Source organism: Variovorax sp. YR750 (genome assembly GCF_900109805.1).
GTDB classification, from domain to species: domain Bacteria; phylum Pseudomonadota; class Gammaproteobacteria; order Burkholderiales; family Burkholderiaceae_C; genus Variovorax; species Variovorax gossypii.
Genome location: NZ_FOBJ01000005.1, coordinates 200257 through 220189, shown reverse-complemented (window position 1 = coordinate 220189; position 19933 = coordinate 200257). Strand labels below are relative to the sequence as shown.

The following is a 19933-nucleotide window of genomic DNA, read 5'->3' as shown; positions in this document are numbered from 1 at the left end:
CTCTCCGAGTTCTTTGAAAAAACGAAACGCGGCTTGTGACCGCGTTGGGGACTTTTGTGTAAGTCCCGGGGATTGTAAAAACGCGCTTACACGCCCCGGGGCGGGTTTACCCTGCGCTGTTGCTGCTGCCGCGAACGAAGCGCTCGCGGATCGACGCCTCGATGCCGATCGCGTCCAGCCCGATCGATGCGAGCAGCTTCGCCGGATCGCCATGCTCGATGAAGCGGTCGGGCAGGCCCAGCTGCAGCACCGGCTTCTGCACGCCGGCCGCCTGCAGCGCCTCGAGCACCGCGCTGCCCGCGCCGCCCATGAGCGCGCCCTCTTCCAGCGTGACGATGGCATCGTGCGTGCCCGCCACCTTCAGCAGCAGCTCGACGTCGAGCGGCTTGGCCCAGCGCATGTTCACCACCGTGGCGTCGAGCGACTCCGCTGCCGTGAGAGCCGGATACAGCAGCGTGCCGAAGGCAAGGATGGCAATGCGCTGGCCCTCGCGGCGGATCTCGCCCTTGCCGAAGGGCAGCGCGTCGAGCGTGAGATGCGGCGCGACGCCGGCGCCCGAGCCGCGCGGATAGCGCACGGCCACGGGATGGTTCTGCTCGTAGGCACTGGTCAGCAGCTGGCGGGTTTCGCGCTCGTCGGCGGGGCACGCGATGCTCATGTTCGGGATGCAGCGCAGGAACGGGATGTCGTAAGCGCCCGCATGCGTCGCACCGTCGGCGCCCACCAGGCCCGCGCGATCGAGCGCGAACACCACCGGCAGGTTCTGGATGGCGACGTCGTGGATCAGCTGGTCGTAGGCGCGCTGCAGGAAGGTCGAATAGATCGCGACCACCGGCTTCAGCCCCTCGCAGGCCAGGCCGGCAGCGAAGGTCACGGCGTGCTGCTCGGCGATGCCGACGTCGTAGTAGCGATCGGGAAAGCGCTTCTCGAACTCGACGAGGCCCGAGCCCTCGCGCATCGCGGGCGTGATGCCGACGAGACGGCCGTCTGCGGCGGCGGTGTCGCACAGCCATTGGCCGAACACCTGCGTGAAGGTCTGCTTGGGCGCCGAGGCCGGCTTGACCAGCCCCACCTGCGGATCGAACTTGCCCGGGCCGTGGTAGGCCACCGGATCGGCCTCTGCCAGCTTGTAGCCCTGTCCCTTCTTCGTGACCACGTGCAGGAACTGCGGGCCGTCGAGGTGCTTGAGGTTCTCGAGCGTGGGCACCAGCGAGTCGAGGTCGTGGCCGTCGATCGGGCCGACGTAGTTGAAGCCGAACTGCTCGAACAGCGTGGCCGGCACGACCATGCCCTTGGCATGCTGCTCCAGCCGCTTGGCCAGCTCGAACAGCGGCGGCGCGTTGCGCAGCACGCTCTTGCCGACGTTCTTGGCGGCGGCGTAGAAGTTGCCGCTCATCAGCTGCGCGAGATAGCGGTTGAGCGCGCCCACCGGCGGGCTGATCGACATGTCGTTGTCGTTCAGGATCACGAGCAGCTTGCAGTCGCACACGCCCGCGTTGTTCAGCGCCTCGAAGGCCATGCCGGCCGTGAGCGCGCCGTCGCCGATGATGGCCACGGTGTAGCGGTCCTCGCCCTTCTGCTTGGCGGCCATGGCCATGCCCAGCGCCGCCGAGATGCTGGTAGACGAGTGGGCGGTGCCGAAGGTGTCGTACTCGCTCTCGGTGCGCTGCGGAAAGCCCGAGATGCCGCCGATCTGGCGCAGCGTGGGCATGCGCTCGCGCCGGCCCGTGAGGATCTTGTGCGGATAGGTCTGGTGGCCCACGTCCCACACCAGCCGGTCGTGCGGCGTGTTGAAGACGTGGTGCAGCGCGACCGTCAGCTCGACGGTGCCCAGGTTGGAACTCAGGTGGCCGCCGGTGCGGGAGACGTTGTCGAGCACGCAGGCGCGCACCTCGTCGGACAGCTGGCGCAGCTGGGCCCGGTCGTATTTGCGGATGGGCGAAGGGTCGTGGAGTGTGGGAAGCAGCGGTGCAGCCATGGGGGAAGGTTTGTTCTTTGCTCAGCGGTCGCGGTCGACCACCATGTGGGCCAACGCGCGCAACGCGGCGGTGTCAGCCAGGCCGCTACGTTCGAGCGCGGCGAGCGCGTCGGCCAGCAACTGGCGGGCCTGGGCGCGGGCGCCGTCGAGGCCGAGCAGCGACACGTAGGTGGGCTTGTCGGCCGCGGCGTCCTTGCCGGCGGTCTTGCCCAGGGTCTGCGAATCGGCCGTGACGTCGAGGATGTCGTCGACCACCTGGAACGCGAGGCCGATGGCCGCGCCGTAGTCGCGCAGCGCGGCCAGCGCCGTAGCACTCACCGTGCCGCAGGCGGCGCCCATCTCGACGCTGCCCTGCAGCAGCGCGCCGGTCTTCAGGCGGTGCATTTCGCGCAGTTGAGCTTCGTTCAACGCGACGCCGACGCTGGCCAGGTCGATGGCCTGGCCGCCGGCCATGCCCTGGCTGCCGGCGGCGCGCGCGAGCAGACGGCACAGCTGGGCCTGGGTGGCGGCGGGAATCTCGTCGCCCTCGGGTGTCAGCAGCTCGAAGGCCAGGGCCTGCAGCGCGTCGCCGGCCAGCAGGGCGTCGGCCTCGCCGAACTTCACGTGCACCGTGGGCTTGCCGCGGCGCAGCACGTCGTTGTCCATGCACGGCAGGTCGTCGTGCACCAGCGAATAGGCGTGGATCAGCTCGGTGGCGCAGGCCGCGCGCAGGGCTGCGGCCTTGTTGCCGCCGACGGCCTCGCTGGCGGCCAGCACCAGCAGGGGCCGCAACCGCTTGCCGCCGTCGAGCACGGCATAGCGCATGGCGTCGCCCAGGAGCACCGGGGCATCGACGCCGACCCAGCGCGACAGCGCCGATTCGACGTTCGCCAGGTGGGGCTCGCTCCAGCCGGCGAGCGTGCGGGCGTCCCAGTGGCCGGAATTCAGCGTGGCGGCGCTCATTCAGGCGTCCAGACCTTGAGGCTGCCCGAATCGAGCACCTTGATCTGGTCTTCGACCGCCTGCAGCTTGTCGCGGCAGAAGGCGAGCAGCGCCGCGCCGCGCTGGTAGCTCACGAGCAACTGGTCCAGGGGCAACTGGCCCGATTCGAGTTCCGCAACCAATTGCTCCAGTTCCTGAAGCCCGGCTTCGTAACTGGCAGGCAGCGGACCCGTGTCGGGCGTTGCCGCCGGGCTGGACGAGGAAGGAGGGGGCACCTTGGGCATGCAAGCGAAACGTGGGTGAAACGGGGCATTTTAGGACCGGGACCGGAACAAATGGCGGGCGGGCCGCCCCCTGCCCTCGCGGAGGCTGATCGCACATTGCGAAACGGCGCGGGAAGCCCCGGGGGCCGAAAAAATGGCCCCGGGTACAATGCGAACTTCTCTCGTTGACGACGTTCAACACTGCTCCGGGCCGCCGAATCCTCATGGCGGCGCCTTCCGTTCTTTTCTTCCTTTTCTCCCTGTGGGGAGCTTGGTCAGGTCCTCCATGTCTGATTTAAGTCTTCAACTGCAGCAGGCCGCGAGCCAACTTCCAGTTTCCGCGTATTTCGACGAGGCGCTCTATGCCCGCGAAATGCAGAACCTTTTCTCGCGAGGGCCCCGCTATGTCGGCCATCGCCTGGCCGTGCCCGAAATGGGCGACTTCCACACCCTGCCCCAGGAGCACCAGGGCCGTGCGCTCGTCCACACGCCCAAGGGCGTGGAGCTGATCTCCAACGTCTGCCGCCACCGCCAGGCCCTCATCCTGCAGGGCCGCGGCCAGCTCGAAAGCCAGTCGGGCGGCAACATCGTCTGCCCGCTGCACCGCTGGACCTACGCCGCGAGCGACCCGCGCACCACCGGCACCCTGATCGGCGCCCCCCACTTCGAGCAGGACCCCTGCCTGAACCTGCACAACTATCCGCTGACCGAATGGAACGGCCTTCTGTTCGAGAAGAACGTCGACGGCTCCGGCCCCGACGTGGCGGCCGACATGGCGGGCCTCGGCCCGCAGGCCGACCTGGATTTCAGCGGCTACGCGCTCGACCGCGTCGAGCTGCACGAGTGCAACTACAACTGGAAGACCTTCATCGAGGTCTACCTCGAGGACTACCACGTCGGCCCGTTCCACCCGGGCCTGGGCAGCTTCGTCACCTGCGACGACCTGCGCTGGGAGTTCAAGCCCCGCTATTCGGTGCAGACGGTGGGCGTGGCCAACCGCCTGGGCCGCGCGGGCAGCCCGGTCTACCAGAAGTGGCAGGAGCAGCTGCTCAAGTACCGCGAGGGCAAGCCGCCGAAGTACGGCGCCATCTGGCTGACCTACTACCCGCACGTGATGGTCGAGTGGTATCCGCACGTGCTCACGGTGTCGACCCTGCACCCCGTGAGCCCGACGAAGACGCTCAACATGGTCGAGTTCTTCTACCCCGAGGAAATCGTCGCCTTCGAGCGCGAGTTCGTCGAGGCCCAGCAGGCCGCCTACATGGAAACCTGCGTGGAAGACGACGAGATCGCCGAGCGCATGGACGCCGGCCGCCGCGCGCTGATGCTGCGCGGCGACAACGAGACCGGCCCCTACCAGAGCCCGATGGAAGACGGCATGCAGCAGTTCCACGAGTGGTACAGAGCTGCCATGCAGCAACCGGCCTGAACCCGAGCCCCTTTCCGCCCCGCATTTGCCGGGGCTTTCTTTTTTCTTGATCCGGATTCGAAACGATGCAAGCGCTGTGGATGGTGCTGGGGGCCTTCCTGTTCGCCACGATGAGCGTGGTCGTGAAAGTCGCCTCGGCGTGGTTCAACAGCGGCGAGATGGTGCTCGGGCGCGGTCTGATCGGCATCGTCTTCCTCTGGCTGCTGGCGCGCAACCGCGGCGTGCCGCTGGCCACGAAGTACCCGGGCATGCACGCCTGGCGCAGCACCATCGGCGTGGTGTCGCTCGGCGCGTGGTTCTATGCCATCGCCCACATGCCGCTGGCCACGGCCGTCACGCTCAACTACATGAGCAGCGTGTGGGTCGCGGCCTTCCTGGTCGGCGGCGCGCTGCTGGCCTGGGTGCCGGTGCCCGGGCGTGACGGCCGCGTGGAGCGCCCGCCGCTGCAGGGCACGCTGGCGATGACGGTGCTCGCGGGCTTCGTGGGCGTGGTGCTCATGCTCAAGCCCACCGTCAACGGCAACGAAGGCTTCGCGGGGCTGCTGGGCCTGCTGTCGGGCCTGACGGCCGCCTTCGCCTACATGCAGGTGGTGGCGCTGTCGCGCATCGGCGAGCCCGAGCTGCGCACGGTCTTCTACTTCGCGGTCGGCTCTGCCGTGGCCGGCGGCATCGCCACGGCATTCACCGGGTTTTCGGGCGGAGGTTCCTGGACGTGGCAGCATGCGCTGTGGCTGCTGCCCATCGGCCTGCTCGCGGCGCTCGGACAGCTCTGCATGACCCGCGCCTACGCCACCGCCAAGACGCAGGCCGGCACGCTGGTGGTCGCCAACCTGCAGTATTCGGGCATCGTGTTCGCGGCGTTCTACGGCGTGGTGCTGTTCGACGACCGCATCGACTCCGCCGGCTGGGCCGGCATGGCCCTTATCATCGCCAGCGGCATTGCTGCAACCGTGTTGCGACAGCGGGCGGTGCCCAAGGCGCCGGCCGAGGAACACTGAAGCACGCAACTGCATTTCCAGATCTCGAGACTTCGAAGGAGCAAGCGCCATGTACACCACCCTCATCTCCGTCGAACAACTCCGGCAGCTGCAGGCCGGCGGCAAGCCCTTCATGGTGTTCGACTGCAGCTTCGACCTCATGAAGCCCGAAGCCGGTGCGCAGCAGTACGAGGCCGCGCACATTCCGGGCGCGCTCTACGCCAACCTCGACACCGACCTCAGCGCGAAGCACGGCGCTCCCGGAGCCCACGGCGAAGTGGTCGTGGCAACCGAGGAAGGTCCTCCCGCCTCGGGCGGGCGCCACCCGCTGCCCAGCCGCGAGAAGTTCGCGGCGTGGCTCTCCAGCGTCGGCTTCGCCAACGAGATGCAGGCCGTGGTCTACGACCGCAACGGCGCCAACTACTGCGGCCGCCTGTGGTGGATGCTCAAGTGGATGGGCCACGACGCCGTGGCCGTGCTCGACGGCGGACTGCAGGCCTGGCAGGCCGCGGGCGGCGAAGTCACGAGCCGCGAGGAGCCCGCGCGCTTCCAGTCGAACTTCGTCGCGGGCGAGCCGATCGCAAGGCTCGTCACCACCGACACGGTGGTGCGCCGGCTGGGCCAGCCTGACCAGAACCTGATCGACGCACGCGCCGGTGCACGTTACCGCGGCGAGGTGGAACCTCTGGACCCGATCGCCGGTCACATCCCCGGGGCCCTGAACCGGCCTTTCGCCGAGAACCTCGGCCCCGACGGCAAGTTCAAGCCGGCATCGCAATTGCGTGCCGAGTTCGAAGCGCTGCTCGCGGGACGCGACGCGGCGACCGTCGTCCACCAGTGCGGCAGCGGCGTGAGCGCCGTGCCGAATCTGCTTGCCATGCAGATCGCGGGATTCGGGACGACCGCGCTCTATGCCGGCAGCTGGAGCGAATGGAGCAATACGCCGGGGCTGCCGACCCGGCAAGGCGCTGAACCATGAAGCACATCCGACTCCGACGTACCACCGGTCTCGCAATCGCAGCCGCCGCGATGTTCGCGGCCGCCCCGTTCCTCACCGCACAGGCCCAGCAGCAGCACGCACACGTGCACGGCCAGCTCAAGCTCGACGTGGCCGTCGACGGCCCCACGGTGGTGATCGACATGGAATCCCCGCTCGACAACATCGTCGGCTTCGAGCGCGCCCCCAAGACCGACGCCGAGAAGAAGATCGTGGAAGACGCCGTCGCCCAGCTGCGCGCGGCCGACAAGCTCTTCATCGTCGACCCGGCCGCCAACTGCAAGCTGGGCCCGGTCGACCTGCGCTCCGGCGCGCTGGGCCTGGGCAACCCCGATCCCAGCGAGCCCGTCGGCCATGCCGACCTCGACGCCACCTTCTCCTTCAACTGCACCAACGCGGCCGCCGCGAAGTTCATCGACCTGAACCTGTTCGGTGCATTCAAGGGCCTGCGCCAGATCGACTCGCAGATCGCCACCGCGCAGGGCCAGTTCAAGCGCCAGCTGAAGCGCCCCGCCGGTGCGCAGGCGGCCCAGCCCGCACGCCTGAGCTGGGGCAAGTGACACCGTGAGCGACCTTCCACAGGCCGGAACCTCGGCCTTGCGCGTCGTGCTCGCCGCCGAGGCTCTGCGCTTCAGCTGGCCCGGCGCCAAGGCGCCATGCATCGACATAGAGGCCTTTCGCATCACAGCCGGCGAATCGGTGTTCCTGCACGGCCCGAGCGGCTGCGGCAAGAGCACGCTGCTATCGCTGCTGGCCGGCGTGCTGGTGGCCGACGAAGGCCGCGTCACGCTGCTGGGCCACGACTGGTCGAAGCTCTCGGACACCCAGCGCGACCGCAGCCGCGTGGCGCACGTGGGCTACATCTTCCAGCAGTTCAATCTTCTGCCTTACCTGAGCGTGATCGACAACGTGCTTCTGCCCTGCCGCTTCTCGCAGCGGCGCGAGGCCAACGCATCGCGCAGCGGCAGCTCGCGCGGCGAGGCCGAACACCTGCTCGACCAGATGGGCCTGGACCGCAACCTGTGGAAGCGCCAGGCGCTGCAGCTCTCGGTCGGCCAGCAGCAGCGCGTGGCCGCGGCGCGCGCGCTCATCGGCCAGCCCGAGGTGGTGATCGCCGACGAGCCCACCTCCGCGCTCGACGAGGACCGGCGCGAAGCCTTCCTCGACGTGCTGCTCACGGCCTGCGCCGAGCACCACAGCGCGCTCGTGTTCGTGAGCCACGACCAGCGCATCGCGCAGCGCTTCGCGCGGCACGTGCTGCTTCCCGAAATCAACCGCGCGGCCACCAGCGCCATGGCGGTGGACGCATGAAAGCACTCTTTTCCATTGCATGGCGCAGCGCCTGGAACCGGCGCTTCACGCTCGCGCTGACGGTGTTCTCGATCGCGCTCTCTACATTCCTGCTGCTCGGCGTCGAGCGCATCCGCACCGAGCTGCGCGAGAACTTCGCGTCGTCCGTCTCGGGCACCGACCTGATCGTCGGCGCGCGCACAGGCTCCACGCAGCTGCTGCTGTACTCGGTGTTCCGCATCGGCGCGGCCACCAACAACATCTCGTGGAAGAGCGTGCAGGCGCTGTCCGCGCATCCGGGCGTCGACTGGGTCGTTCCGCTGTCGCTGGGCGATTCGCATCGCGGCTTCGCTGTGCTCGCCACCTCCACCGACTACTTCACGCACTTCCGCTACGGCGACAGGCAGACGCTGAAGCTGCGCGAGGGCAAGCCCTTCAGCGAGCTGTTCGACGCGGTGGTCGGCGCCGAGGTGGCCGACAAGCTCGGCTATCACGTGGGCCAGAAGATCACGCTCGCGCACGGCAGCGGCGAGCTCAACGTGGCCGAGCACGCGGACAAGCCCTTCACCGTGGTCGGCGTGCTCGCGCGCACCGGCACGCCGGTCGACCGCACGGTGCACATCGGCCTCGCGGCGATGGAAGCCATCCATCTCGAATGGGTGGGCGGCGCGCCGATGCCGGGCGTGCACATCCCGGCCGAGCAGGTGCGCAAGTTCGACCTCACGCCCAAGAACGTGACGGCCGTGCTGGTGGGCCTGAAGAACCGCGCCGCCGTGTTCGGCGTGCAGCGCTGGATCTCGACCTACACCGGCGAGCCGCTGATGGCCATCCTGCCCGGCGTGGCGCTCGACGAACTGTGGAGCGTGATCGGCATCGGCGAGAACGCGCTGCTGCTGATGTCGGCACTGGTCGCGCTGGTGAGCCTCGCAGGGCTCGTGTCGGTGGTGATGGCCGGACTCAACGAACGCCGCCGCGAACTCGCGGTGCTGCGCGCCGTGGGTGCGGGCCTGCGCCATGTGCTGGCATTGCTCGCGCTCGAAGGCGCGCTGGTCACAGTGCTTGGTGTCGCGCTGGGCCTGGTGATGGCGGTGCTCGGCATCGCCCTGCTCTCGCCATGGCTGCAGTCGCAGTTCGGGCTGACACTGAGCCTCTCAGAACCTACACTGAACGAATGGCTGCTGATGGCAAGCCTGCTGGTCGCCGGATGGCTGGCGAGCCTCTTGCCCGGCATCCGCGCCTATCGCCTCTCCCTTGCAGACGGCCTCTCGCCGAGGATTTGAACCATGCCCTTCGCACAAGAAAAGACGTTGTCGACGTTGTCCACGAGCAAAGCTTTCACGCGGCTTTCAATGCTGCTCGCAGGCGCCGGCCTCGCCGCTGCCGCCTGGGCCGCCGAGCCCGCGCCCAAGGACACCACCGCCGCCAACCCGCTGGGCGGCAAGGCCGCACCTGCTGCCGCGGCCAAGGCCACGCCAGGCCAGCCGCGCCAGATCACCTGGGAAGAGCTGGTGCCCAAGGACTGGGACCCGGCCAAGGAGTTCAAGGGCATGGACCTGAGCGCGCTCGACGACGGCGACCCGCGCGCCAACGAGCTGCTCATGAAGATGCAGGAGGTGTCGAACAACGCGCCGACCAATCCGGCGATGAACGGCACCGAGATCAAGATCCCCGGCTTCATCGTGCCGCTGGAAGAAGCCAAGGGCGAGGTCACCGAGTTCCTGCTGGTGCCCTACTTCGGCGCATGCATCCACACGCCGCCGCCGCCGGCCAACCAGATCCTGCACGTGGTGCCGCAGAAGGGAGCCAAGTTCCGCGCCATGGACACCGTGTGGGTCACCGGCAAGCTGCAGACCCTGCGCAACGATTCGATGATGGGCGTGAGCGGCTACCACGTGAGCGCCGCCACCGTCACCAAGTACACCGGCGGCTCGAAGTAGAAGACCTGGAAGGTCGCGGCCTCCGGGCCGTGTGGTTCTGCGCCGACAGGCTTGACGGCACGGAACCGACACAGACCGTTGCATCCGCGGCGCAGGCTCTGTCATCGCCTGCCGCCGCGCTCCGTTGAAGAAGTCCGGGCACGATGCCGGCGTCTTCATGGAAATCCAGATGACAAATCTCCCCACCGCCCCGCGGCTGTTGACGATCTCGCTGTGCATCGGCGCCCTCGTCCTCGCAGGCTGCGACAAGTCCCCCTCGAACACCCCCGCGGCCGTTGCTTCGGCGCAGGATCCGGCGACCACCATCCCCGCGCCCTCCGTGCCGCAGACGCAGCCGCCTGCCGCCGCACCCGTACCGGCCGCCTACACGCCGCCCAGCGCCGACAAGCTCTACGAGATGGTCGCGCCCATCGCGCTCTATCCCGACAAGCTGGTGGCGCAGATCCTGGCCGGCGCCACCTATCCCGACCAGATCACCGCGGCGCACGAATGGCTCGCGCAGAACCGCAACCTCAAGGCCGGCCCGCTGGCCGACGCGGCCAACCAGCAGCCCTGGGACCCGAGCGTGAAGTCGCTCACCGCGTTCCGCCCCGTCATCGACCAGATGGCCGGCAACATTCCGTGGACCCAGGCACTCGGGCAGGCCTACTACAACGACCCGGCCGACGTGATGAACGCGATCCAGGTCATGCGCCAGCGCGCCGCGAAGGCGGGCCGGCTCAAGAACAACGACAAGATGCGCGTGGTCACCGACGCGCCGCCTCCGAACTACGCGCCCGCCCCCGACCTGCAGCCCGTGTACGCGGGCCCGGCGGTGATCGAGCCGCCGCAGGAGTTCATCACCATCGAGCCGGTGCAGCCCGACCTGGTGTACGTGCCTGCCTACGACCCGCAGGTGATCTACGGCGCGCCGCAGCCGGTGTATCCGGGCTATGCCTACGCGCCGCCTGTCCAGGTGGTGTCGCCGGGCTACAGCGGCGGCCAGGTGCTTGCCGCCGGCGCGCTCGCGTTCGGCGCGGGCGTGATCGTGGGCGCCGCGCTCGAGCGCCACGACTGGGGCTGGCATTCGTGGAACATGAACTGGGGTGCGCCGCGCTGGCGTGACCGCGACCGCGGCCCCGCGCCGGTGGCGCCGGCCTTCGCGCGGCCCGCGGTGGTCTACAACAACAGCACCTACGTCTCGCGCTCGACCACCGTGGTCAACAACGTGCGCAACGTCAATGTCTACAACAACAATGCCGGACCGCGCGGCGTGTTGCCGCCGGGAGCGCCGCCCAATTTCGCCGCGGGCCCGGGCGCCGCGCAACAGTTGCAGCAGCAACAACAGCAACAACAGCGGGCTCTCTTCGCCCAGCAGCAGCAACAACAACAGGCGCGTTCGCAGCAGCAAGCCCAGCAGCGGCAACAGGAACAGGTCCAGCGCCAGCAGGCAATGCAGCAACGCCAGGCGCAGGACCAGTCCCGCCAGCAACAACAGCAGGCAGCCCAACAGGAGCAGGTGCGCCGCCAGCAACAGACCCAGCAGCAAGCACAGCAACAGGCGCGCGATCAGCAGGCACGGCAGGCGCGTGGCCTGATGCAGCCCCAGCAGCAGCAGCAGCAGCAGCAGCAGCAGCCAGGCCAGCAGGCACAGCTCGCACAGCAGCGCCAGCAACAACAGGCCGCGCAGGAGCAACAACGCCAGCAGCAGGCCCAGCTCGAACAATCACGCCGACAGCAGTCGCAGCAGGACCAGATGCGTCGCCAACAGCAGGCGGATCAGCAAGCGCGCGCGCAACAGCAAGCCCAGCGGCAACAGGAACAGATCCAGCGCCAGCAGGCCATGCAGCAACAACAGGCGCAGAACCAGGCCCGCCAGCAGCAACAGCAGATGGCCCAGCAGGAGCAGATGCGCCGTCAGCAGCAGGCGCAGCAACAGGCCCAGCAGCAGGCCGCGCGCGCGCAGCAACAACAGCAGATGCAGGCCATGCAGCAACAGCGCCAGCAGCAGATGCAGCAGCAACAGGCCCGCGCACAGCAGCAGGCGCAACAACAGGCTCAACACCAGCAGCAGCAGGCCGAGCAACAGCAGCAACGCATGGCTGCCGCGGCCGCCGCACGGCAGCAGCAGCAACAACAGCACCAGCAGCGCCGGCCCGGCGACCCCAGGCAGCAGCAGCAATAGCGCGCCCGCGCTACCGCCCGGCGGCGGCGCGCACCCTCAGCCTCAGTTCTTGCCGATCTCGGTCAGCAGGCGCGTGACGAGATAGATGCGCGGCACGATCGAGTCGACCTCGATGTACTCGTCGCGCGCGTGGTAGCCGAAGCCCGCGAGGCCGAAGCTCTCGACCACCGTGGCCTTGCCCGAACGACCCGCGTAGCCCGCGTCGGTGCCGCCGCCGGTCATCGGCGCCAGCGCGAGGTCGCGGTCGATTTCCTTGTAGATGGCCTGCGCCTTCTCGGCGAGAGCCCGGCCCTTGTCGCCCGCGATGAAGGCCGGGCGGCCCACCTCGACCTTCACCGTGGTCTCGGTGTCGGGAATCAGCTTGCCCGAGGCGATCTTCGCCTGCAGCGCCTCGGCGAGCTTCTTCTCGGCGCCGGGCTGCGTGATGCGGATGTCGCCCTGCGCCTGCGCCTTCTCGGTGATCTGGTTGAGCGGGCCGGTGGCGCGCGCCACGGTCCAGTTGAGCGTGGCGCCGGGGATGTCCTTGGCGAGGTCCTTGGTCTGCAGCATCTGGTACGACAGCTCGTACAGTGCGTTGCGGCCCAGTTCGGGCGCGGCGCCGGCATGCGATGCGCGGCCCTTCACCTCGAGCGTGGCGGTGGCGATGCCGGCCGCGCCTAGCAGCAGCGACTCGCCCTTGACCACCGACTTCGCGGCCGTCGGCTCGAACGAAAGCACCGTGTCGTGCTGGTCGGCCGTGGTCGCGATCAGCTCGCCCGAGCCGACCGAGCCCACTTCCTCGTCGGGGTTCATCAGCACGGTGAGCGTGTCGTAGTCGCGCCAGCCGGCGTCGGCCAGGATCTTCACCGAGGCCAGCATGACCGCCAGGCCGCCCTTGTCGTCGGCGATGCCGGGGCCGTAGATGCGGTTGCCGTCGACCTTGTACGGCTGGCTGCCCAGGATGCCCGCCGCGTACACGGTGTCCATGTGGCCCTGCAGCATGATCTTTCGCTTGCCCGTGCCCTTGAGGGTGCCGATCACGATGTCGGCGCCCGCGCCGGCCGTGGCCTTGCGGCGCTCGGTCTTGAAGCCGGCGGCCTTCAGCCGGCCTTCCACCACGTCGGCCATCTTGAGCAGGCCGTCGACGTTGAGGCTGCCCGATTCGATCAGCACCATTTCCTTGAGGTTGTCGATCACCGCCGGCTGCGCCTTCTCGGCGGCGGCGAGCAGCTTCGCATCGGGCGCGGCGTGCGCACCGGCGGCGGCGCCGAGCGCGAGGCCGCAGGCCAGGGCCATGGAACGAAGCGGAAAGGAGGGCAAACGCAAGGTCATGGTGTTTTTCTCGGGAGTGGATGACGGCGCACAGCATAGCCAAGAGCCCCCGCATGACGAGCAAATCGGAGACACGCCGCGACCGCGGCTGGCTGCGAGGCTGTGAGACTGTCAGGTGCCGGGATTCAGTCCCGCCCCGGTACTCAGTACTGTTCGAAGATGCGCTGGAGTTCCTTGGGGTCGTTGGTCCTGGTCAGCCCCAGCATCAGGAGGATCCGCGCCTTCTGCGTCGTGTGCATCATCGAGGTCACGAAGCCGGCTTCGGCGAACTGCCCGGTCGGCGTCACGATGCCGCTCATGGCGCGGGAACCGACGACGATGGCCACGCCTTTCTGCTGCGCGGCCTTCAGGCTCTGCATCGTGACGTCGGGCATGTTCGCATGGCCCACGCCCGCGTTGACGATGCCCTTGGCGCCGGCGGCCACGGCCGCGTCGATGAGCACGCCGTCGGAACCCAGCGTCGTGTAGTTGATGTCCACGCGCGGCAGCTTCTGCAGGCCGGACACGTCGAACTCGCTGTGCACCGTGTGCCGCTTCAGGGGCTGCGCGACGAAGAACGGCGTGGAGTTCTGCATGTACCCCAGGTCCCCGCCGTCCAGGCTCTTGAAGGTGGCGACGTTGGTCGTGTTGGTCTTGGTGACGCTGAACGCGCTGCTGATCACCTCGTTCATGCTCACCATCACGCCCTTGTCCCTGGCCGCGGGGCTCGCGGCCAGCACCACCGCGTTGACCAGGTTCAGCGGGCCGTCCGCGCTCATGCCCGTGCTCGGACGCATGGAGCCCACCAGCACGACGGGCTTCGCGCTCTTGACCACCAGGTTGAGGAAGTAGGCGGTTTCCTCGAGCGTGTCGGTGCCGTGGGTGATCACGACGCCGTCCACGTTCTTCGACGCGAGTATTTCGTTGGTGCGCTTTGCCAGCGTGAGCCAGTTGTCGATGCCCAGCTTGGAGCTGCCGACATTGAAGATCTGCTCGCCCGTGATGTTGGCGAACTTCTCGATCTCGGGCACGGCGGCCACCAGTGCCTCGATGCCCACGGGCTTGAGCCCCTTGCTCAGCCCGTAGTCCGTGAGCGCCAGGCTGTCCGCGCCCCGGCTGGCGATGGTGCCGCCCGTGGCCAGGATCACCACGTTGGGCTTGGCCGGTGTCTGCGTCTGCGTCTGCGTTTGCGCGGTGGCTTGCTCGGCGCCTCCGAGGAGGCCGATGGCTGCCAGAAACATCAAGGCGATTTTCTTGGGGTTCATGATTCGACGGTTTTGAAGGAAGGAGAAAGAGAAAGCCCGGATCAGTGCCGTTCGAGCACCCTGCCCGGCCGCAGGCCGGTGGCGCGCTGTCCGTCCCAGACCCGTTGCCCGTTGACCCAGACGCCCTCGATGCCGCGGCTGGCCTGGACGGGGTTGTCGAAGGTCGCGAGGTCCGTCACGCGCTGCGGATCGAAGACCACCAGGTCGGCCCGCAAGCCGGGTTGCAGCAGGCCCCTGTCGCGCAAGCCGTAGTTGGCCGCGGCCAGGCCGGTCATCTTGTGGACGGCTGCTTCCAGCGTCAGCAGGCCCTTGTCGCGAACCAGCCGCGACAGCACCCGCGTGAAGGTGCCCCACTGGCGAGGATGCGGATGCGGGTCGAAGGGCAGCCCGTCGGAGCCGATCATGGTGCGCGGGTGCGCCAGGATGCGCTCGACGTCGCGCTCGTCCATCAGGAAGTAGATGGCGCCAGCGGGGGCGAGCCGCTGCAGCATGGCGTCGTCGTCCAGGCCCCATTCGCGCTGGAGCTCCGCGAAATCGCGGCCCTGGGCCGAGGGATCGCCCTTGGACCAGGCGATGAGCGTGCGGCGCGCCAGCCGTACGCGGTCGAGCCGCAGCATGGTCGAGGTGGCCGGATAGGGATGGCAATCGAGGCAGACCGGCTGCATCGCACCGGCCTCCTCGATCCGCGCAAGGGTCTGCACCGACCGGCCGTGGTTGCGCTCGCCGGCCAGCTTGTGGTGCGAGAACACGACGCGTGCCGCGAGCGAGCGCCCGATCTCCAGGGCCTCCTCGATCGCTTCGTCGATCCGGTCGGATTCGTCGCGCAGATGAACCGCATAGATCATCCCTCCCCGGCCTCGCATCGTCTCGCCGATGTCGATGATTTCCTGGGTGGTGGCGTGCTGCGCGGGCGGATAGAAAGTGCCGGTGGACATTCCGAACGCACCCGCGTCCAAGGCTTCGGCCAGCAGCCGGCGCATGCCGGCGCATTCTTCCGGGGTCGCGGGCCGCTGCAGGTCGTTCATCGTGCTCACGCGCAGGCTGGCGTGCCCCACGAGAGGAATCACGTTGACCGCCGCGGGAGCTTCCCGCAGGGCGTCCATCCAGGCGGAGAAGGTCGGGTAGCGGAACAGCTCGGGCGGCCCGAGCAGGTCCAGCGGCTGCGGCAGCGGGCAGCCCGGCGGCACGGGCGCCAGGCTCACGCCGCAGTTGCCGGTCACCACGGTGGTCACGCCCTGGGAGACCTTGGGCACCATGTCCGGGTGGGCCAGCAGGTAGCCGTCGTCGTGCGTGTGCGAGTCGATGAAGCCGGGCGCCACGGCCAGCCCGTCGAGCTCGATGCTCTCGGCGCCGGCGACTTCGGCATCCGGTGCCAGGATGTCCGCGATGGTGTCGCCCTCGAGCAGCACGTTCGCACGGCGCGGCGGTGCGCCGCTGCCGTCGATCACCGTGCCGCCACGCAGCAGCAGCAACGGCCGCGATGGGGTCGAGAGGCCCGCCATCAGTCGAGCTTCTCGATGCGGTTGCGCTCGATCAGCTCGCCCCAACGCCTGGTCTCGCGGTCGATGGTGCGCTGGAAATCGGCGGGCGTGCCGCCGGCCGGCACGGCGCCCAGCTTGGCGAGGCCCTCGCGCACGCTGGGGGTGGCCAGCGCCGCGTTGATCGCGGCATTGAGCTTCTCGATCACCTCGCGCGGCGTGCCGCGCGGCGCGACCACGCCGCCCCATGCCACGGTCTCGTAGCCCTTGATGCCCGCTTCGTCCAGCGTGGGCACGCTCGGCAGCAGGGAGATCCGCCTGGCGCTGCTCACCGCGAGCGCGCGCACCTTGCCGGATGCGACCAGCGGGCCGACCTCGGAGGAGTTGGCGAACAGATAGTCGATGCGCCCGCCCATCAGGTCCTGCAGCGCAGCCGGGCCGCCGTTGTACGGCACGAAGAGCACGTCGATGCCGGCCATGCTGCGGAACAGCTCGCCGCCCATGTGGCCGGTGGTCCCGATCCCGGGTGCGCCGAAGGACAACTTGCCCGGTTGCTTGCGCGCCGCGGCCACCAGCCCGGACACGTCCTGGATGGGCGAGTCCTTGGGCACGATCAGCACGTTGTAGAGGTCGAACGCCTGGGCCACCGGAACCAGGTCGCGCTCCACGTCGTAGGGCAGTTTCCTGAAGAGCGTCCGGTTGACCGCCAGCGTGTTGACGTTGCCGTAGCCGATCGTGTATCCGTCGGCCGGCTTGCTCTTGATCTGCATGATGCCGATGTTGCCCGCCGCGCCGGGACGGTTCTCGATGACGACCGGCACGCCGAGCGATTTCGAGACCTCGTTGGTCACCAGCCGCGAGAGCACGTCGGGCGAGCCGCCGGCCGCCGACGGCACGACGAAGGTGATGGGCCGGTCGGGCCATGCGGCCCACGTAGGGGCCGAAGTTGCCAGCAGGCCGAAGGCGGCGGCCAGCGCGGCCATCGGGCGGGAGAACTTGCAAAGAGTCATCGGAAGGAGTTCTTTCTTGGAAGTGGATGGAAATGCGCGGGCGCGGATCCCGGCTGCGGCGGCTTCAGTTCTTCTGGCGGCAGTGCGCGATCGCCGCGAGCGCCAGGGCATCGATGGAGTCCGTGAGCACGCAATCGAACTCGCCGCGCCTGTCGTGCGGAACCGCCAGCGGCAGCTCGGTGCAGCCGAGCACCACGGCCTTCGCACCACGCGCCACCAATGCGCGGATGCCGCTGGCGGCCGGTTCCCAAGCGGCATCGAGGCGACCGGCCTTCACCGCGGCGATGGACGCCACGCAGTGGCGCCGCACTTCGTCGGGTTCGGGAACGATCGCCTCGTACCCCGCCTGCTGCAGCGTCCGCTGGTAGAGCCCGAGCGCCAGCGTGGCCGGCGTGCCGAGAACGCCCACCGTGCCCCGCAGGATTCCGTGGCGCCGCAGGTTCTGCACCACCGCCTCGGCGATGTTCAGCACCGGCAGCCGGGTCGTTTCCTTCAGGTCGTCGAACCAGAGGTGCGCGGTGTTGCAGGGCACGGCGATGCAGCCGGCGCCGGCCGCCTCCAGCAGGCGGATGCCGCGCTGCATGGCCGGCAGCGGGCTCTCGCCGCCTTGCAGCATGGCGCTCGAGCGATCGGGAATGCGCGGGTCGTTGCACAGGATCGTGGGAATGTGGTCCTGGTCGACCGCCGCTTCGGTCAGCTGCACCATCCGCAGCGCGAAGGTCGCGCCGGCCAGCGGGCCCATGCCGCCCAGGATGCCCAGCGCCCTCGGCGCGGATGCGGGCAGCCCGCTCATGGCAGCGGATCTCCGGCGCCGGTGCGCTCGACGATCAGGCGGTAGTGCTCGGGGCGGCGGTGCTTGGCGAAGTTGAAGACGTGCTCGCGGAAGTGCGCGCCCAATGCCAGGTCGGCGCGCACGCAGATCACCTCGTCCTCCTCGCTCACCGTCCGCGCGACGATCTCGCCGGTCGGCGCCACGATCACGGAGCTTCCGATCATGTGGTGCCCGTCCTCCGAGCCGCACTTGGCGGCCGCGGCCACCCAGATGCCGTTCTGATAGGCATTGGCCTGAAGCGATATCAGGTGGGTGGTGGTGCGCAGGTGCGTCGGTTCGTTCCAGTGGATGTTGAGCGAGGGCGTGTTGTAGCCGAGCACCACGACCTCGGCGCCCTGCAGCGCCATCACGCGGTAGGTCTCGGGCCAGCGGCGGTCGTTGCACAGGCACATGCCCATCCGCACGCCGTCGGTGTCGAAGGCGCGGAAGCCCAGGTCGCCGACCTCGAAGAACTTCTTTTCAAGATGCTGGAAGGGTGCCTCGGGCTTGTGCTCCGAATGGCCCGGCAGGTGGATCTTGCGGTAGCGGCCAGCGATGTTGCCGTCGCGCCCCACGATCACCGCCGAATTGAAGCCGCGCCCGTCCTCGGTGAGCTCCGCGTAGCCGAGATAGAAGCCCACGCCGAGCCTGCGGGCCTCGTCGAACAGCGGCTGCGTCACCGGGCCCGGCATGCTGCGCTCGAAGAAGCGCTCGTGGGCGTCTTCCTCGGTCATCCAGTAGCGCGGGAAGAAGGTGGTGAGCGCGAGCTCGGGGAAGGTCACGAACTCCGCGCCGCGGCTGTGGGCCTGGCGCAGCATGTCCACCAGGCGGGCCACCACGGACTGCCGGCTGTCGGACAGGTGGACCGGGCCCATCTGGGCGACGGCGAGGCCGAGAAAACGAGGGGGAGAGCCTGGGCGCGATGTCATTTGAACCTTCTTCGTTGCTACCGTGTTGCCGGTGCAATCGATTATTCGAAGCGGTTCGCGCGACGTCGAATGCCGATTTGTCGCTTGGGTTTAACAGCGTGCTAAAGGCCTGCCTTGCGATGGTGCGCACGCGCGGGCCTGCACCGGCGCAGGGCACGGAAAGCCGCGGTTCAGCGCAGGATCTCGTCGTCGTCCGCGAGCGGCAAGGCCAGCCCGCGCTGCAGCAGGACGCTGTGCAGCGCGCGCAGCAGCGCCTGGGCCGCGGTCGACAGCGGCTCGGTCTGCAGGTACACCAGGTCGGCCACGATCGGAAGCGCGTCGCGCACCGGTATCGCCATGAAATGCGACCCGAGCCAGCCCTGCAGGGAATACTCGTCCACCAGCGCGATGCCCGCGCCGGCATGCACCAGCGAACAGGCGTACTGGGGCGAGGTGACTTCCACGCTGATGCGCGGCGCGGCATCGCGGGTCGCGAACATCTGGTCGATGCGCAGGCCCAGCGGCGAGCCGTGCGGATAGCCGATGAACTCGTGGGGCAGCAGTTCGTCCAGGCCGACTTCCTCGTATCCGGCCAGCGGGTGGCTGCGCGGGCAGATGCACATCAGGCGGCTGCTCGCCAGCGGCTTGGTGGCGAGGTTCGGATGGTCGACCGGAAAGGTGGAAATGCCCAGGTCGGCCCGCTGCTGAAGGATGCGTTCCTTCAAGGCCTCGTGCGTGAGGCAGTGGAAATGAACCTGCACGTCGGGCATCGCGTTGCGCAGCTGCGCGATGGCCAGCGGCACCAGCGTCTGCCCGATGCTGGGGCTCGAGAGAATGCTCAGCAGGCTGCGCCGCCGCAGCGCGAGCTCGTGCGAAAGGCTGCCGATGCGCTGCACGCCCCCGTAGACCTGCTCGACTTCCAGGTACAGGCGCCGCGCCTCTGCAGTCGCATGCAGGCGTCCCTTCACCCGTTCGAACAGCAGGAAGCCCAGCCGGGTCTCGGTATGAGAGAGCAGCCGGCTGACGGCAGGAATGGAAACGTGGAGCAGCCGTGCGGCACCGCTGACGGAGCCGGTGATCATCACCGCACGGAATACCTCGATCTGTCGCAGGTTCATGCCTGATTTTCCGATATCGGCCCGCCGGGGGGCCAGCGGGCCCCCGCTGATGTCCTGCCCGCTTTCTGGAGACAATGGACCGATGCAAACCGGGCAT

18 protein-coding genes are annotated in these 19933 nt (G+C 68.6%); 8 read left to right on the top strand and 10 right to left on the bottom strand.

Features of this window, described 5'->3' with window-relative positions; translation table 11 throughout:
- Positions 1 to 106 precede the first annotated feature (106 nt).
- The 3 genes from dxs to xseB are packed head-to-tail and all read right to left on the bottom strand — an operon-like array spanning position 107 to position 3183.
- On the bottom strand, positions 107 to 1978 hold the full coding sequence (dxs, locus tag BMY35_RS12570) for a 1-deoxy-D-xylulose-5-phosphate synthase (protein WP_093198947.1): 1872 nt from the start codon (positions 1976 to 1978) through the stop codon (positions 107 to 109).
- A 21-nt stretch (positions 1979 to 1999) separates the two neighbouring features.
- On the bottom strand, positions 2000 to 2920 hold the full coding sequence (locus BMY35_RS12565) for a polyprenyl synthetase family protein (RefSeq protein ID WP_093198944.1): 921 nt from the start codon (positions 2918 to 2920) through the stop codon (positions 2000 to 2002).
- Positions 2917 to 3183, bottom strand: a complete 267-nt coding sequence (gene xseB / locus BMY35_RS12560; protein WP_007829283.1) for an exodeoxyribonuclease VII small subunit — start codon at positions 3181 to 3183, stop codon at positions 2917 to 2919. The genes BMY35_RS12565 and xseB overlap by 4 nt, the downstream gene beginning before the upstream one ends.
- Positions 3184 to 3448: 265 nt before the next feature.
- Between xseB and BMY35_RS12555 the strand changes: the two genes are divergently transcribed.
- From BMY35_RS12555 to BMY35_RS12520, 8 genes are all read left to right on the top strand, one after another.
- Positions 3449 to 4591, top strand: coding sequence for an aromatic ring-hydroxylating oxygenase subunit alpha (locus tag BMY35_RS12555; RefSeq protein WP_093198941.1), 1143 nt, complete (start codon positions 3449 to 3451; stop codon positions 4589 to 4591).
- Between the two features lie 65 nt (positions 4592 to 4656).
- Positions 4657 to 5589 carry a DMT family transporter gene (locus tag BMY35_RS12550; RefSeq protein WP_240652138.1) on the top strand — a complete coding sequence of 311 codons (933 nt, stop codon included), beginning with the start codon at positions 4657 to 4659 and terminating at the stop codon, positions 5587 to 5589.
- Positions 5590 to 5638: 49 nt separating this feature from the next.
- Positions 5639 to 6547 (top strand): sulfurtransferase, encoded by a 909-nt coding sequence (locus BMY35_RS12545; RefSeq protein WP_093198938.1) that lies wholly within the window; start codon positions 5639 to 5641, stop codon positions 6545 to 6547.
- Positions 6544 to 7125: a DUF2796 domain-containing protein gene (locus BMY35_RS12540; RefSeq protein WP_093198935.1), complete on the top strand. Its 582-nt coding sequence runs from the start codon at positions 6544 to 6546 to the stop codon at positions 7123 to 7125. Before BMY35_RS12545 ends, BMY35_RS12540 begins: the two co-directional genes overlap by 4 nt.
- A gap of 4 nt (positions 7126 to 7129) precedes the next feature.
- Positions 7130 to 7876 carry an ABC transporter ATP-binding protein gene (locus BMY35_RS12535; protein ID WP_093198933.1) on the top strand — a complete coding sequence of 249 codons (747 nt, stop codon included), beginning with the start codon at positions 7130 to 7132 and terminating at the stop codon, positions 7874 to 7876.
- The gene (locus BMY35_RS12530; protein WP_093198930.1) at positions 7873 to 9135 is read left to right on the top strand and encodes an ABC transporter permease; all 1263 of its coding nucleotides are present in this window, start codon (positions 7873 to 7875) and stop codon (positions 9133 to 9135) included. Before BMY35_RS12535 ends, BMY35_RS12530 begins: the two co-directional genes overlap by 4 nt.
- A 69-nt stretch (positions 9136 to 9204) precedes the next feature.
- On the top strand, positions 9205 to 9792 hold the full coding sequence (locus BMY35_RS12525) for a DUF3299 domain-containing protein (RefSeq protein WP_371287164.1): 588 nt from the start codon (positions 9205 to 9207) through the stop codon (positions 9790 to 9792).
- Between the two features lie 169 nt (positions 9793 to 9961).
- Complete coding sequence (locus tag BMY35_RS12520) at positions 9962 to 11956, top strand: DUF3300 domain-containing protein (RefSeq protein WP_256228310.1); 1995 nt, start codon at positions 9962 to 9964, stop codon at positions 11954 to 11956.
- 42 nt (positions 11957 to 11998) lie between these two features.
- On the opposite strand, the gene BMY35_RS12515 is transcribed toward BMY35_RS12520, so the two are convergent.
- The 7 genes from BMY35_RS12515 to BMY35_RS12485 all read right to left on the bottom strand — a co-directional run bounded on the left by BMY35_RS12515 (position 11999) and on the right by BMY35_RS12485 (position 19836).
- Positions 11999 to 13267 carry a glutamate carboxypeptidase gene (locus BMY35_RS12515; protein WP_093198925.1) on the bottom strand — a complete coding sequence of 423 codons (1269 nt, stop codon included), beginning with the start codon at positions 13265 to 13267 and terminating at the stop codon, positions 11999 to 12001.
- Between the two features lie 143 nt (positions 13268 to 13410).
- Positions 13411 to 14487, bottom strand: coding sequence for an asparaginase (locus tag BMY35_RS12510; RefSeq protein ID WP_256228365.1), 1077 nt, complete (start codon positions 14485 to 14487; stop codon positions 13411 to 13413).
- Positions 14488 to 14552: 65 nt separating this feature from the next.
- A complete protein-coding gene (locus BMY35_RS12505; RefSeq protein WP_093198918.1) occupies positions 14553 to 16013 on the bottom strand; it encodes an N-acyl-D-amino-acid deacylase family protein in 1461 nt (486 codons plus the stop codon).
- Entirely contained in the window at positions 16013 to 16999 is a 987-nt protein-coding gene (locus BMY35_RS12500) for a Bug family tripartite tricarboxylate transporter substrate binding protein (protein ID WP_093198914.1), read from the bottom strand. Before BMY35_RS12500 ends, BMY35_RS12505 begins: the two co-directional genes overlap by 1 nt.
- Positions 17000 to 17063: 64 nt before the next feature.
- Positions 17064 to 17792, bottom strand: coding sequence for a cysteate racemase (locus BMY35_RS12495; RefSeq protein WP_093198908.1), 729 nt, complete (start codon positions 17790 to 17792; stop codon positions 17064 to 17066).
- A complete protein-coding gene (locus BMY35_RS12490) occupies positions 17789 to 18739 on the bottom strand; it encodes an N-carbamoyl-D-amino-acid hydrolase (protein ID WP_093198906.1) in 951 nt (316 codons plus the stop codon). Before BMY35_RS12490 ends, BMY35_RS12495 begins: the two co-directional genes overlap by 4 nt.
- 170 nt (positions 18740 to 18909) lie before the next feature.
- A complete protein-coding gene (locus tag BMY35_RS12485; RefSeq protein ID WP_093198903.1) occupies positions 18910 to 19836 on the bottom strand; it encodes a LysR family transcriptional regulator in 927 nt (308 codons plus the stop codon).
- Between the last annotated feature and the right edge of the window lie 97 nt (positions 19837 to 19933).